The organism is Streptomyces shenzhenensis, from assembly GCF_003688995.1.
Classification (GTDB): domain Bacteria; phylum Actinomycetota; class Actinomycetes; order Streptomycetales; family Streptomycetaceae; genus Streptomyces; species Streptomyces shenzhenensis_A.
In genome coordinates this window covers 290708-304439 of sequence record NZ_PENI01000004.1, presented here as the reverse complement: position 1 = coordinate 304439, position 13732 = coordinate 290708, and the positions used below count along the sequence as shown (strand labels likewise).

Sequence of the window (13732 nt, the reverse complement as noted above, 5' to 3'; positions counted from 1 at the left end):
GTGACCTGTTGGGCATGGACATTCGGAAGCTGCCACGGCCGGACGACCCGTCTCCTGAACGGAGGCATGCGCGTGCATGACAAGTTGACAGACAACAGAAAACCCGGTGCGGGACGGCCACACGAACGTGGCCGCCCCGCACCGGGTCTGCGGTCAGATCAGCGGGCTGAAAATGCTCGGTACAGCCCGGCCCCCGCCGCCGCGCGTCTCACTCGAAGGGATCGAACGCCTCGAACTCGCGGACGGCCTCGTCGCGTTCGGCCTCCCGCTCGCGCCGCCGCTGGACGGCGGGCCGCTGCTCCTCCAACCGGTGGTCCTCGCCGCGCCGGCCGAGCATCTCCGCACCCGCCATCACCGACGGCTCCCAGTCGAAGACGACCGCGTTGTCCTCGGGACCGATCGCGACGCCGTCCCCGGCGCGGGCGCCCGCCTTCATCAACTCCTCCTCCACACCGAGGCGGTTGAGCCGGTCGGCGAGGTAGCCGACGGCCTCGTCGTTGTTGAAGTCGGTCTGCCGGACCCAGCGTTCCGGTTTCTCGCCGCGCACCCGGAACAGCCCGTCGTCCTCGCGCGTCACCGAGAAGCCCGCGTCGTCGACGGCCTTCGGCCGGATGACGATCCGCGTCGCCTCCTCCTTCGGCTTCGCGGCCCGTGCCGCGCCGACCAGCTCGCCGAGCGCGTACGACAGCTCCTTCAGGCCGATGTGCGCCACCGCGGACACCTCGAAGACGCGGAAGCCGCGCGCCTCCAGGTCCGAGCGCACCATCTCGGCCAGATCCTTGCCGTCCGGCACGTCCACCTTGTTGAGGACGACGATCCGGGGACGGTCGCCGAGCCCGCCGTACTGCTTCAGCTCCTCCTCGATGACATCGAGGTCGGAGAGCGGATCGCGGTCGGACTCCAGGGTGGCCGTGTCCAGCACATGCACCAGCACGCTGCACCGCTCCACGTGCCGCAGGAACTCCAGGCCCAGCCCCTTGCCCTGGCTGGCGCCGGGGATCAGCCCCGGCACGTCGGCGACGGTGTACACGGTCGCGCCCGCGGTCACCACGCCCAGGTTCGGCACGAGCGTGGTGAAGGGGTAGTCCGCGATCTTCGGCTTGGCCGCGCTCAGCACCGAGATCAGCGAGGACTTGCCCGCGCTCGGATAGCCGACGAGGGCCACGTCGGCGACCGTCTTCAGCTCCAGCACGATGTCCTGGAGGTCGCCCGGCTCGCCGAGCAGCGCGAATCCGGGCGCCTTGCGCCGGGCCGAGGCCAGCGCCGCGTTGCCGAGTCCGCCCCGGCCGCCCTGCGCGGCGACGTACGACGTGCCGTGCCCGACCAGGTCGGCCAGCACCTGACCCGCCCCGTCCAGCACGACGGTGCCGTCCGGCACCGGCAGCACCAGGTCCTGGCCCTCCTTGCCGGCGCGGTTGCCGCCCTCGCCGGGCTTGCCGTTGGTGGCCTTGCGGTGCGGGGAGTGGTGGTAGTCGAGCAGCGTGGTGACGGACTGGTCGACGGTCAGGATCACATCGCCGCCGCGCCCGCCGTTGCCGCCGTCCGGGCCGCCCAGCGGCTTGAACTTCTCACGGTGGACGGAGGCACAGCCGTGACCTCCGTTACCCGCGGCGACATGCAGCTCGACGCGGTCCACGAAGGTGGTCATGGTGGTGCCTCCTGGGGATACCCCGGCCGACGGCAGGGGGTGTACGAGTGACTTGCTGGACAACACGCGAAAGGCGGACCCGCTTCCCGCCCGGGAAGTGAGGTCCGCCTCGCGAAACGTACGGTCGGGAGCCTTAAGTCAGGCGACCGGAACGATGTTCACGACCTTGCGGCCACGGTGGGTACCGAACTCCACCGCACCGGCCTGCAGCGCGAACAGCGTGTCGTCGCCGCCACGGCCGACGCCCGCACCCGGGTGGAAGTGGGTACCGCGCTGGCGGACGAGGATCTCACCCGCGTTCACGACCTGACCGCCGAAGCGCTTCACGCCGAGCCGCTGGGCATTGGAGTCGCGACCGTTCCGGGTGGACGATGCGCCCTTCTTGTGTGCCATGTCTCCTCAGTCCTTACTTCGCAGCCGCGGGGATCGCGGTGACCTTGATCGCCGTGTACTGCTGGCGGTGGCCCTGGCGACGGCGGTAGCCGGTCTTGTTCTTGTAGCGCAGAATGTCGATCTTCTGGCCCTTGTGGTGGTCCACGACCTCGGCCTGGACCTTGATGCCGGCCAGCACCCACGGGTCGCTGGTCACAGCGTCGCCGTCGACAACGAGCAGGGTCGAGAGCTCGACCGTGTCGCCAACCTTGGCGGTGGAAATCTTGTCAACCTCGACGGTGTCACCGACAGCAACCTTGTGCTGACGGCCACCGCTGCGCACGATGGCGTACACGCGGATCTCTCTTTCGCTCGGAGAACGGCACCCCCGCAGGCCAGCCGCCCAGAACAGCATGAGCAACCTCTCCCGGCCAACCCTGTGCCCGGGAGGAAGAGGTTTACGGGGATGTGGCGCGCCTCTATGGACGGACACACCGACGGACAAGGTTACGGGGAGCTGACCGAGAGGGTCAAACCGGGAGCGGTCCGACCGGGGTGCGGCCGGTCACAGGGACCGGCCGCACCTCCCGTCGGGCCTGGTCAGCCCTCGTCCGCGGTCGCCGCGACCGCGGTCTTCCTCGCCGTCGCCTTGGCGGCGGCCGTCTTGGTGGTCTTCGCCGCCTTCTTGGCCGTCGTCTTCTTCGCGGCCGTCTTCTTGGCCGCGGTCTTCTTGGTGGCGGCCTTCTTCGCCGTGGCCTTCTTGGCGGTCTTGCGGGCCGCCTTCTTGGCCGGAGCGGCCTCCTCGGCCGGCTCACCGGCGTCCGGACCCGCCCCGTCCGGCTCGCCCGCGGCCACAGCCGCCTCGGACGCCTCGGACGCCTCCGCGGTCGACGGGACGACCACCACGGCCGCCTCCTCGGACGCGGTCGGCGCGGTGGCCGTACGCACGGCACGGCGCCGCGTCCGGGCCGGGGCGGCCGCCTCGGCCGACGGCTCGGCGGCCGGTGCCGCGGGCTCGGGCGCCGGTTCCGCCGCCGGCTCCTCGACCGCGGGCGCGGCCTCGGTGACCGTCACCACGGCCGCCTCGGCACCCGCGGGGGAACCGGCCGGCGCCGACACCTTCCGGGTCGCGCGACGGCGCGTACGGCCGGTGGGAGCGGCCTCCTCGGCGGCCGGGGCCTCGACCGCCACGGGCTCGGCCTGTACCTCGGCCGTGACCTCCGCCGTCACGGGCGCGGCGGCCTCGGCCGGGGCAGCCACGGTCTCCGCCCGCACGGACTCGCCCTTGGGCGCGCCCGCCGGAGCCGAGGCCCGGCGGCTCGCCCGGCGCCGGCTGCGCCCACGGCCGGACGCCGCAGCCTCCGCCTCGGCGACGCTGCTGTACAGCTCCTCGTCGGGCGCGAAGTCCGGCGCGGGAAGCGCGACCGGCACGGCGGCCTCCGCCACGACCTCGGCCTCGCTCTCCGCCTCCTGCTCGGCGGTCACGGTCACCTCGGCGACCGCGGCCTCGGCCTCGTGCACATGCCCGTCGCCGCCGCGCCCGCGCTTCTTGCGCTTGCCGCCACCACCGGCAGCGGTCGGCTGCTCCATGTGCACGATGACGCCACGGCCGTTGCAGTGGACGCAGGTCTCCGAGAAGGACTCCAGCAGGCCCTGACCGACCCGCTTACGGGTCATCTGCACCAGGCCCAGCGAGGTCACCTCGGCCACCTGGTGCTTCGTACGGTCCCGGCCCAGGCACTCCAGCAGGCGCCGCAGCACCAGGTCCCGGTTGGACTCCAGCACCATGTCGATGAAGTCGATCACGATGATGCCGCCGAGGTCGCGCAGCCGCAGCTGGCGCACGATCTCCTCCGCCGCCTCCAGGTTGTTCCTGGTGACGGTCTCCTCCAGGTTGCCGCCCTGACCGGTGAACTTGCCGGTGTTGACGTCGATGACGACCATCGCCTCGGTCCGGTCGATGACCAGCGAACCGCCGCTGGGCAGCCAGACCTTGCGGTCCAGCGCCTTGGCGAGCTGCTCGTCGATCCGGTACGTGGCGAAGACGTCGACCTCGCTGGTCCACCGCTGCAGCCGGTCGGCGAGGTCCGGCGCGACATGCGCGACGTACCCGTGGACGGTGTCCCATGCCTCGTCACCGCTGACGATGACCTTGGAGAAGTCCTCGTTGAAGATGTCGCGCACGACCCGGACGGTCATGTCCGGCTCGCCGTACAGCAGCGAAGGCGCGCTGGAGCTGCCGCCGTTCTTCGCCTTCTTCCGGATGTCCTCCCACTGCGCCTGCAGCCGCTCGACGTCCCGGCGCAGCTCCTCCTCGCTCGCGCCCTCGGCGGCGGTGCGCACGATGACGCCCGCGTCCTCGGGGACGATCTTCTTGAGGATGGTCTTCAGCCGCGCCCGCTCGGTGTCGGGCAGCTTGCGGCTGATGCCGGTCATCGAACCCTCGGGCACATACACGAGGTAGCGGCCGGGCAGGGAGACCTGGCTGGTCAGCCGCGCGCCCTTGTGTCCGATCGGGTCCTTCGTCACCTGGACGAGCACGGACTGCCCGGACTTCAGCGCGGACTCGATGCGGCGCGGGCCGTTGGCCATGCCCAGCGCCTCGAAGTTGACCTCGCCCGCGTAGAGCACGGCGTTGCGGCCCTTGCCGATGTCGATGAAGGCGGCCTCCATCGACGGCAGCACGTTCTGCACCTTGCCGAGGTAGACGTTGCCGACGTACGAGGTCGACTGCTCCTTGTTGACGTAGTGCTCGACGAGCACGCCGTCCTCCAGGACGCCGATCTGCGTGCGGTCACCGTTCTGCCGGACCACCATCACGCGCTCGACGGCCTCGCGGCGGGCCAGGAACTCGGCCTCGGTGATGATCGGGACGCGGCGGCGGCCCTGCTCGCGGCCCTCGCGGCGACGCTGCTTCTTGGCTTCGAGACGCGTGGAGCCCTTGATGGACTGCACCTCGTCGGACGGCTCGGAGGGCTTGCGGGGCTCACGGACCTTGACGACCGTGCGCTCCGGGTCACCCTCGTCGGGCTCGGCGTCGGCCGAGGTGTCACCGGCGCGGCGGCGCCGCCGACGACGGCGCCGGCTGCTGGAGCTGGACCCGGTGCCCTCGTCGGCGTGGGCGTCCTCGGCGTCCTCTTCCTCCTGCTCGGCCGCGTCCTCGGCGTCCTGCGCGGCCTGCTCGGCGGCGAGTTCCTCGGAATCGGCGTCCACGCCCTCGCCGGCCTCGCCGTCGGCGGCGTCACCGCGCCGACGGCGCCTGCCGCCACGACGGCGACGGCGCCGCGAACCGGTCTCCTCCGCCTCGTCACCGTCGGCGTCGCCATCGGCGTCGTCGGCCGGCTCCTCCGGCTCCTCGGCGGTGTCCTCGGCGTGCGTCTGGTCCTCGACGGCCCGGGGCTCGTCGCCGTAGCCGGTGCCCCGGCGGCGACGGCGGCGCCGCGTGCCGGTCTCGGCCTGCTCCTCGGCGAGTTCCTCGGTCTCCTCCGCCTCCGCGGCCTCGGCGGCGGCTTCCGCGGCGGCCCGCTCCGGGGTCTGGAACTTCGGCTCGGTGAACACGGGCGCCTGGAACACGGCGACGGCGGGCCGCGCGGGCCTGCGCGGCGCCTCGGCCCCGGCGTCCTCGGCGGACTCCTCGGCCGACGGCTGTACGGACGGCTGCACGGACTTCCGCGCGGGCTCGGAGAACCCGGAGGCGGCCTGCCGCACGACGCGACGACGGCTACGGCGTGCCGCGGGCTCCTCGGCGGCGGCCTGCGGCACCTCGGCGGACTCGACGGCCACGGCACCGGCCTCGACGGCGGGTTCGGTCTCGACGGCGGGAGCACCGGCGGGCGCGGCGACCCGGCGCGTGGCCCGACGGCGGACGCGCCGCACCCCGGCCTCCTCGTCCTCGGCCGGCGCCTCGACGACGGTGAGGGTCTCCACGGTGACCGGGACCTCGACGGCCTCGGCGCTCTCCACGGCCTCGGCCGCCTCGGCGGCGACCGGAGCAGCGGCGGACGCGGACACGCGACGCGCGGCCCGACGACGCGGACGAGCGACGGGTTCGGGCTCCTCGGCAGCGGCCGGCGCCTCGACGGCGGGCTCCTCGGCGGGAGCATCGGACTCGACGGCGACCGGAGCACCGGCGGGCGCGGAGGCGCGACGCGCGGCCCGACGACGCGGACGGGCGGCGGGCTCGGCGCTCTCGGCAGCCGTCTCGGCGCCCTCGGCACCGCTTTCGGACGCGGGCGCCGCGGTGGTCTCGACGGCCGCGGGAACGACGGTCTCGGCGGCGGCCTCCGCGGCAGCCGGAGCGCCGACGGGCGCGGTCGCACGGCGGGTCGCACGACGACGCGTACGGGCGGCGGGCGCGGGCTCCTCGACAGCGGCCGGCGCCTCGGCGGTCACGGTCTCGGGCTGCTCCTCGGCGACCGTATCGGCGGCCGGTACGACGGTCTCCGCCGCGACGGGGGACCCGGCGGGCGCGGCGGCGCGGCGGGTCGCACGACGGCGCGTACGAGCGGCGGGCGCGGGCTCTTCCGCGACGGCGGGCGCTTCGGCGACCGCCGACTCGCTTGCTGCTCCGGCCACTTCAGCCTCTTCGGTCACTTGGGCGCCGTGTGTCTCTTGGATCTCTTCAGTCCTCTGGGTCTCTTCGGTCTCATCGATCTCGACGATCACAGGCGCCTCGGCGCCCACCGTCGTCTCGTCGGTCACATCGGTGACCACGGTCTCGTCGGTCACCCCGACCGCCGTCTCGGCCCCGGCAGGTGGACCCGCCGGGCGAGAGGCGGCACGGCGACGCCTGCGCGGCGGCAGGGTGTCGCTGGGGGTGTTCAGTTCGGAACCCTCGGTGGGTTCGATCGGTTCGAGCATGCGGGCGTTTCTCCCGTCAGGCTCCCGGGCGCCGCACCTGGTCCGGCGTCGATCCGCTCGATCGACCGCCGCTGACGTCCGCGGCCCGCTCGATGCGCGGTGGCCGCCGTCCGGGGCGCGGGCGCCGCACGGGAGCTCTCTGTGTCCTGTCTCGCCGGTTCCGTACGCCGTGTTGCCTACGGCCTGGCGAAAGTCTTCTGGTCGGTGCGCTGCCCGACCCAGGTGGCTCCCGAGTACGAGGGCGGCGCTACGACGCCCGTCCTACGCGGGACCTTCCGGCACCGGCGCCGTCGCGGCGGCAGTGGCGGCGGCCGGTTGCGGCGCGGTCGCTGCTGCCTCGCGGTCGGGCGCGAGCGGGTCGGTCACCGTGCCGGTCTCTTCATCGAACGGCCCCTGCGCCAGCCTGGTCACCGCTGCGGGGACCGGCGGCGCCAGGTCGGCCACGGCGCGGAGACCGGACAGGACGTCGTCGGGTCGTACGGCAGGCGTCACGTGCCGAACAACCAGCCGCAGTATCGCACAGGGCTGGTCGCTCGGCCTATCAGGCAGTGAACTGTGCGTTTCCGCGCTCGCCAGGCACTCCAGCTCGGCCACGGCGGCGCGGGCGTCGAACGTGCGCACGCCGTTCTTGGTCGTGCGCTGCACCTCGACGGTACCGGCCTCCGTGAAGGCCTTCACCGCACGTGCCGCGTCGGCCGGGTCGACACCGTCCAGCCGCAGCTCCCACACGGAGGCCGTCAGCCGGTCGGCGAGCCCCGACGTCCGCGCCTCGACCGCGTCGACGACGTCGAGCCCGGGGGGCAGCGACTCGTCGAGCAGAACACGCAGCGTGTCCGGGTCACGGGCGTCGGTGAGCGCGATCTCCAGGTACTCCGCCTCGCTGCCCGTGCCGGTGGGTGCGGCATTGGCGTACGACACCTTCGGATGCGGCGTGAACCCCGCCGAGTACGCCATCGGTACCTCGGCACGGCGCAACGCACGCTCGAAGGCGCGCTGAAAGTCACGGTGGCTGGTGAACCGGAGGCGGCCGCGCTTGGTGTAACGCAGTCGGATGCGCTGCACCGCCGGTGCGGGCGGCGGGCCTTCGGGCTGTCGCTTGCCCAGTGTCGTTCAGTCCTTAGTGAGTGCGGTCGTACTGCTACCAAGAGTACGTGTCTCACGGTCCGCGAGTTCCCGTCGGTCGACCGGCTCCGGCCGCCGCGGTTCACCGAAGAGGGCCCTGCGGAGATCGGCGCGCACCTGCCGTACCGACTCGCGCGCGCCGGCCAGCGCCTGCCGGGCGGCCCGCCCCACCGCGCGCGCGACCTCGGCGGCGGGCCGCAGGACCGCGTCCCTGAGCACGTGCCCGACGGGGGTGAGGACCGTCCGGTACGCCCAGCGCACCGGCTCCACCACGACCCACCGGAAGACGGCCGCGAGGAACCGCCAGACGGCACGGGAGACGTACCCGGCGACGCGCCAGGCGTGCACGAGGGCCGTCCCGGTCTCCCGGGCGACGACGGCGAGGACCCGGCCGACGGGCACGAGCACCCAGTGCCACAGGGCGCGGGCGGGCAGCACGAGCAGGACGCGTGCCGTCCAGTACAGGACGGCTCCGATCCCGGCGACGACGGCGCCGACGAGCCAGGCGACGGCCCGTCCGGCGGGCGTGAGGACCCGGGCGTACAGCCATTGGGCGGGGACGACGAGCAAGTGGTGCAGCAGCCGGGCGACGACGGCGAACACCCCGGTGCCCAGGGCGGCGAGCAGGATCCCGGCACCCTTGAGGAACCGGCCGATGCCGCGGCCTGCCGGGGCGAGCACGCGCGCGTACAGCCACGCCAGCCCGGCCCCGACCGCCCGCGCGACCCAGCCGAGGGCGTGTCCGGCGGGCGTCAGCACATACCGGTACAGCAGGCCGAGCGGTACCACGACGAGGACGTGACCGAGCAGGCCGAGCCCCTTGCCCGCGGGTACGACGACATACCGCCACAGCGCGACCAGGGGCAGGACGAGGACGGTCCGGCCGAGCCACAGCAGCGCCCGCCCGAGCGGCCGCAGCACGGAGTCGGTGAGCAGCCGCCCGGCCACGACCAGCGCGTCCCATGCGATCCGGACCGGCACCACCAGCACGAGCACGACGATCCGCACGGGAATCCGGATCGCGACGACCAGGCACCCGTCAGGGGCCTGCGGCCCGGGCGGAGGCGAGGGCGGTGGTGCGGGCGGCGGCGCGGGCGGCCGCTTTTCGAGGTCCATACCGGCGTAGACGCGCCGAACGCCCGTACGGATGCACCGGGCCTGCCGTGCCCGGTGGGCGCGGCGCGCCCGCCGCCGATCACCGCGTCCCGTCGTGGGGCCGTGCTGTCACGCCTTGGAGTTGCGCTGTGCGTGGGCCGCGTGCCGCGGGCGGAACCGGGTGGAGACCTGGCCGACCAGCTCCCAGAAGCACACCAGCGCGGTGATCGGCGGAATTCCGAGCATCACGTACGACAGCAGCGAACGCGAGGAGTGGCTGACGCACAGCGCCACCGCCATGGCCGAGGCCGCCAGGATGACCCCCCAGGACCGCCGTGCGCTGCGGCGCTGCACCGTCGCCCGCAGGATGGACAGGGCCGCCACGAACCACGGCCCGTACACCGTGAGCGGCCACCACTGCGCGAGGTTCGTGGGCAGGACGGACAGGGCGATGGTGCGCAGTTGCCCGTAGGAATAGGAGACGGACCAGCCCAGCATCGACGCGGCGCACAGCGTGATCGCCACGATCAGGACCGTCACATGGGTGACCCGCTGGCCGCCGTCCAGGAAGTGGGATTCCGTGCGCAGTCGCCGCCGGCCGCTTCTGCGGGGCGGGCGCCGGGTCATCCGGGGCACCCGGGCCACAGGGCCCGCGGCGGCCGCGGTGGACAGCATCCGGGCCAGTTCGTCGTCCAGGTCCCAGCCGTGGGCGGTGGCCTCCGGTGCCGGGGGGTTCCAGCTCTGCTGCGACTGCAGGGACACCGTGTCGTAGGCGGGCTGGGTGAGCGTGTCCGGGTCGGTTCTCAGGGCGTAGTGACGGTTGTAGAGACCGGCCTCGTCGTAATTCCCGTCCATCCGATAATTCCTCCGCGCTCCCGCTCAGCACGTTCCGTCGAGAGCGCTCAGATATTCGCTTTCCATTTTTCTGATCTTGTCCAGGAAATCATCGAGCAGGTCCGAGCAGTGGTTGGGTCCAGACCCCCCGCCGACCGACCCGCATTCGTCGGCGGCCGACGGGTGGTTCATGGCTCCGCATCCCTCTTTCCAGATCACGGTCACTTAACGAGCACCGCCGGGGGCCAGGTGTCGGACATTCGGGGGATTGAATCGCCCGCAAGGGGTATCCGGGTGCCTGATGACAACATTTAATGCGTGAATGTATGACTGCGCGGCCGGGTCATCCGGCCGCGCGTACGGGGTTGTGTGGGCGTGTGTTCCCGGCGAGCGGTTCCGTTCGGTCGGGTGGTCAGGAGCCGGTGGCTAGCGGGCGGGCTGGGCCCTGCCGCCGTCGGAGAGCAACTCGTCGAAGAGCGCCCGGTAGTGCACCATGGCGCCGCGCAGTTGCTCGGTCGTGGCCTGCCGGCGGCTGCTCAGCGTCTCGATCTCGTGGGCGGAGCGGTAGTGCTCGAGGGTGTTGCCGTGTTCCACCGAGAGGTCCTTCATCTGCTGTTCGAACCCCTCGGTCGGGTAGCCGCGTTCGCGCATCAGGGACGTCACCAGCCGGTCCGCGTCATGCACGGCGTCCTGCGGCCGGTCCACGAACTCCTCCTGAACGCCCCGCCATTCACCGACGTACCGGTCACGGGCCGCGGCGGGCAACGGCTTGATCTCCAAGGCGTCGTGCCGCTTCTCCCGCTCCCTGAGCTCACGCTCACCGGCCAGCCGGCCCCCCGATCCCTCGACCGTCCGCTCGTACTCGGGGCCGAAACGCTCACGGAGACGCTGCCGCCTCATCAAGAGCGAGGCCGTCACCGCAGCCAGCGCGACGACCAGCACCGCCAGGATGACGATCGCCACCAGCGCGCCTGTCGACATCGGACGCACCTCCTTCGGGGCGCCTTCCCCCGGAATCGGACACTCCCCGACTCCCCCGTTCCGTCCGGTTCAACCGTCCCTCCGGAGCCCCCGGGGATCCCGCACCGGGCGCCACGCCCCGGCGATCAGCCCCGGACGGACCGCCGACCGTGCGCCGTGCGCCGTGCGCCGTGCGCCGTGCGTCAGAGCTTGCCGCCGATCTCGCAGGCGCGGCACGGCGGGCGGCCGCAGGTGCACTGCATGAGGGCCTCGACGACCCCGCGGTCGTGGTAGAGGCACTCGTCCTGGCAGGTGTGGCGCGGGATGAACCCGGCCTCGATCTCACCGGGCCACGGCTCATGGCCGTCCCGGCAGCGCGCGAACCGCTCCGGGTCGGTGGAGTGCAGGTCACGCATGTGCGAGCGCGCCTCGTCTTCCATCTTGCGCACCCGCTCCACCAGGTCCTTCAGCTCGGCGGCGATGCTGGAGTAGCGGTCGGCGCCGGTCCGCACATGGGCCGCCCGCAGCGCCATCGCCGCGTTGCCCAGGAATCTGCCGGCGTCCTGAAGGTCGGTCACGTGATGCATCTGAATGCCGTTCACGCCTCGTACCCATACGGCGTCCATGCTGCTCACTGATCCACCTTCCCGATGTGCACCCCGATCAGCGCGAGAAACTACTGTGCGGTACCGGATGCCTCCGCACAGAGAAAAGACAACTTAATTAAGAAAGCTAAAGGCATTGGCCACGCACGTCCAGCCGATTCTCGGTGAAGCGGCTCACAGCAGAGCATGCGCTTACCGAGGCCAGGAGATCTGGATCTTCCCGGTGCAGATCTGGATCTTCCCGGTTATCGGAATACGGCCTCGGCGACGGCCAGGCCGAGGTAAACGGACCCGAGCCCCGCGAGGACCGAGACGATCACATTGGCCGCCGCGAGAAACCGCGATCCGGCCTCGGCCAGCCGCAGCGTCTCGTACGAGAACGTGGAGTAGGTGGTCAGACCGCCGCACAGGCCGGGCCCCAGCAGGAGCTGCACCTGCTGCGGGACGGTGGTGGACAGGGCGGCCCCGGTCAGCGCCCCCAGGATGGCCGACCCGACCGCGTTGGCGGCGAAGGTGCCCCAGGGGAAGGCCGTGTCATGGCGGGCCTCGACGGCCCGGTCGATCAGATACCGCAGCGGGGCGCCGACGGCGCCGCCGAGCGCGACCAGCAGGAACCTCATCGGCGTGGTCGCCTCCTCGTCAGGGCGAGCCGGCGGGCGGCGACCGCGCCGATCCGCACGGCGACGAGCGCGAGGACGACGGTCGCCAGCAGATAGGCCAGCGCGAGACCGACCCGTTCCTGGCGCACCAGGCGCTCGATGTCGGCGCAGTACGTGGAGAAGGTCGTGAAGCCGCCGAGGACCCCGGTGCCGAAGAACGGCCGCAGCAACGGATGCGCGGTCCACCCCTCGGTGATCGCCACCAGGAAGACACCGATGACGAGGCAGCCGACGGCGTTCACGCCCAGCGTCGTCCAGGGGAAATCGGCCCTGCCGGTCGGCCACAGCAAGGCCGCCGCATAGCGCGCGCAGGCGCCGATCGCCCCGCCCACGGCGATCACGGTCAACACCTGCGCATGTCCGTGGGGGGCGTCCCGGCGCCTGCGCGCCTCTGCCACCGGGGGGCCTTTCCGGCGGCCGGTCGGGCGCGGCGCGGGAGTCCCGGATTGCGGCCGCTCCACCCGTGAAATCGTACGTGCACCGGCCACGGAGAGCCGACCTCCTCGGATTTGACACACGGATGCGCCGGACGTCTCCTGGAAGTGGGAATAGCTCCCGGAGGCTGCTGATGGCGACCTACGAGTATCTGTGCAGCCGGTGCGGGCCTTTCGATGTGAAGCTGGCCATCGGAACGGCACCCAGAATTTACGGATGCCCCGCCTGCGCACACGATGCGAGACGCGTGTTCTCCGCACCCGGTCTCTCGCGGACCTCGGATGCGGCAGCTGCCCTCCGTGCCCGGGAGGAGCAGTCCCGTGAGGCCCCGGCGGTGGTCTCCGGACTCCCGTCGGGCAGCGGAGCGCGGCGGCGTCCGCACCCCGCGCTCTCGCGGTTGCCGCGTCCCTGACGAGGGCGGTGGTCGACGAACGGAACGTCTCATGATTCCGCTGCTCACGAGGGCTTAGGAGGTGCCTCACCGTGGCGAACGTGGGACTGCTCTTCGTCGGTGCGGTGCTCTTCATGAACGGGCTGATGCTGCTCGGAAAGGTCGAGGCCCGGGCGGCGGCGGTGTTCAACCTCTTCGTGGGCGCGCTCCAGGTGCTGACGCCGACCTATCTCATCTTCGTCGCCGACAACGACCCGAAGAAGATACTCGCGGCGTCCGGCATCTATCTTTTCGGCTTCACCTACCTCTATGTGGGCATTGGCCTGCTGGCCGGTCTCGACACCACCGGGGTCGGCTATTACTCGCTCTTTGTGGCCGTTGCGGCCCTCGGGTACTCGTTCGTCAGTTTCCGCATCCTGAAGGACTACCCGTTCGGCGTCATCTGGCTCTACTGGGCATTTCTGTGGTTCCTGTTCTTCCTGCTGCTCGGCCTCAAGAAGGACGGGCTCACCGCCTATACGGGCTGGGTCACGGCGATCGAGGGCTGGGTCACGGGTGTGATTCCCGCCGGTCTGCTGCTGGCCGGCTACTGGAAGCACCCCGACGCGGCCGCCATCGCCCTCGGGGTCTTCGCGGTCGTGGTGTTCGGGGCGCTGTGGCCGCTCACCCGTAATTCCCGACACCGTCCGACCCCTGCCGCTTCGACCACCGAGTTGAGCGCACCCACGTGACCGGACCAGAAACAATGAGG

At 71.9% G+C, this 13732-nt stretch carries 14 protein-coding genes; 2 read left to right on the top strand and 12 right to left on the bottom strand.

The features are described from left to right. Positions 1-208: 208 nt before the first annotated feature. From obgE to crcB (CTZ28_RS08960), 12 genes are all read right to left on the bottom strand, one after another. On the bottom strand, positions 209-1648 hold the full coding sequence (gene obgE, locus CTZ28_RS09010) for a GTPase ObgE (RefSeq protein ID WP_121888737.1): 1440 nt from the start codon (positions 1646-1648) through the stop codon (positions 209-211). A 138-nt stretch (positions 1649-1786) separates the two neighbouring features. Next, positions 1787-2041: a 50S ribosomal protein L27 gene (gene rpmA / locus CTZ28_RS09005; protein WP_023550764.1), complete on the bottom strand. Its 255-nt coding sequence runs from the start codon at positions 2039-2041 to the stop codon at positions 1787-1789. Between the two features lie 13 nt (positions 2042-2054). Further along, positions 2055-2375 (bottom strand): 50S ribosomal protein L21, encoded by a 321-nt coding sequence (gene rplU / locus CTZ28_RS09000; RefSeq protein ID WP_121888736.1) that lies wholly within the window; start codon positions 2373-2375, stop codon positions 2055-2057. 245 nt (positions 2376-2620) lie between these two features. Beyond that, positions 2621-6880 carry an Rne/Rng family ribonuclease gene (locus CTZ28_RS08995; RefSeq protein WP_121888735.1) on the bottom strand — a complete coding sequence of 1420 codons (4260 nt, stop codon included), beginning with the start codon at positions 6878-6880 and terminating at the stop codon, positions 2621-2623. A 261-nt stretch (positions 6881-7141) separates the two neighbouring features. Beyond that, a complete protein-coding gene (locus CTZ28_RS08990; protein ID WP_121888734.1) occupies positions 7142-7942 on the bottom strand; it encodes a TIGR03936 family radical SAM-associated protein in 801 nt (266 codons plus the stop codon). A 48-nt stretch (positions 7943-7990) separates the two neighbouring features. Then, positions 7991-9118, bottom strand: a complete 1128-nt coding sequence (locus tag CTZ28_RS08985; protein WP_183154309.1) for a hypothetical protein — start codon at positions 9116-9118, stop codon at positions 7991-7993. Positions 9119-9226: 108 nt separating this feature from the next. Then, a complete protein-coding gene (locus CTZ28_RS08980) occupies positions 9227-9952 on the bottom strand; it encodes a DUF2637 domain-containing protein (RefSeq protein ID WP_121888733.1) in 726 nt (241 codons plus the stop codon). Between the two features lie 24 nt (positions 9953-9976). Then, a complete protein-coding gene (locus CTZ28_RS46585; RefSeq protein ID WP_147481122.1) occupies positions 9977-10156 on the bottom strand; it encodes a hypothetical protein in 180 nt (59 codons plus the stop codon). A gap of 201 nt (positions 10157-10357) precedes the next feature. After that, on the bottom strand, positions 10358-10912 hold the full coding sequence (locus CTZ28_RS08975; protein WP_121888732.1) for a hypothetical protein: 555 nt from the start codon (positions 10910-10912) through the stop codon (positions 10358-10360). A 182-nt stretch (positions 10913-11094) separates the two neighbouring features. After that, positions 11095-11517 carry a hypothetical protein gene (locus CTZ28_RS08970; RefSeq protein WP_121888731.1) on the bottom strand — a complete coding sequence of 141 codons (423 nt, stop codon included), beginning with the start codon at positions 11515-11517 and terminating at the stop codon, positions 11095-11097. 224 nt (positions 11518-11741) lie between these two features. After that, a complete protein-coding gene (crcB, locus tag CTZ28_RS08965) occupies positions 11742-12116 on the bottom strand; it encodes a fluoride efflux transporter CrcB (RefSeq protein ID WP_121888730.1) in 375 nt (124 codons plus the stop codon). Continuing rightward, a complete protein-coding gene (crcB, locus tag CTZ28_RS08960; RefSeq protein ID WP_398655561.1) occupies positions 12113-12505 on the bottom strand; it encodes a fluoride efflux transporter CrcB in 393 nt (130 codons plus the stop codon). The genes crcB (CTZ28_RS08965) and crcB (CTZ28_RS08960) overlap by 4 nt, the downstream gene beginning before the upstream one ends. Before the next feature lie 170 nt (positions 12506-12675). Here crcB (CTZ28_RS08960) and CTZ28_RS49480 point away from each other — a divergent pair, with 170 nt between their 5' ends. Further along, positions 12676-13002: an FmdB family zinc ribbon protein gene (locus tag CTZ28_RS49480; RefSeq protein WP_398655559.1), complete on the top strand. Its 327-nt coding sequence runs from the start codon at positions 12676-12678 to the stop codon at positions 13000-13002. A 71-nt stretch (positions 13003-13073) separates the two neighbouring features. Beyond that, on the top strand, positions 13074-13712 hold the full coding sequence (locus CTZ28_RS08950; RefSeq protein WP_121888727.1) for an AmiS/UreI family transporter: 639 nt from the start codon (positions 13074-13076) through the stop codon (positions 13710-13712). Positions 13713-13732: the final 20 nt, after the last annotated feature.

Coding starts and splice junctions, on each gene's coding strand:
- CTZ28_RS08970 (WP_121888731.1), bottom strand. CDS start 11,517: ATGGACGCCGTATGGGTACGAGGCGTGAACGGCATTCAGATGCATCAC.
- obgE (WP_121888737.1), bottom strand. CDS start 1,648: ATGACCACCTTCGTGGACCGCGTCGAGCTGCATGTCGCCGCGGGTAAC.
- CTZ28_RS49480 (WP_398655559.1), top strand. CDS start 12,676: ATGCGCCGGACGTCTCCTGGAAGTGGGAATAGCTCCCGGAGGCTGCTG.
- CTZ28_RS08995 (WP_121888735.1), bottom strand. CDS start 6,880: ATGCTCGAACCGATCGAACCCACCGAGGGTTCCGAACTGAACACCCCC.
- rpmA (WP_023550764.1), bottom strand. CDS start 2,041: ATGGCACACAAGAAGGGCGCATCGTCCACCCGGAACGGTCGCGACTCC.
- CTZ28_RS08975 (WP_121888732.1), bottom strand. CDS start 10,912: ATGTCGACAGGCGCGCTGGTGGCGATCGTCATCCTGGCGGTGCTGGTC.
- CTZ28_RS08985 (WP_183154309.1), bottom strand. CDS start 9,118: ATGGACCTCGAAAAGCGGCCGCCCGCGCCGCCGCCCGCACCACCGCCC.
- crcB (WP_121888730.1), bottom strand. CDS start 12,116: ATGAGGTTCCTGCTGGTCGCGCTCGGCGGCGCCGTCGGCGCCCCGCTG.
- CTZ28_RS08980 (WP_121888733.1), bottom strand. CDS start 9,952: ATGGACGGGAATTACGACGAGGCCGGTCTCTACAACCGTCACTACGCC.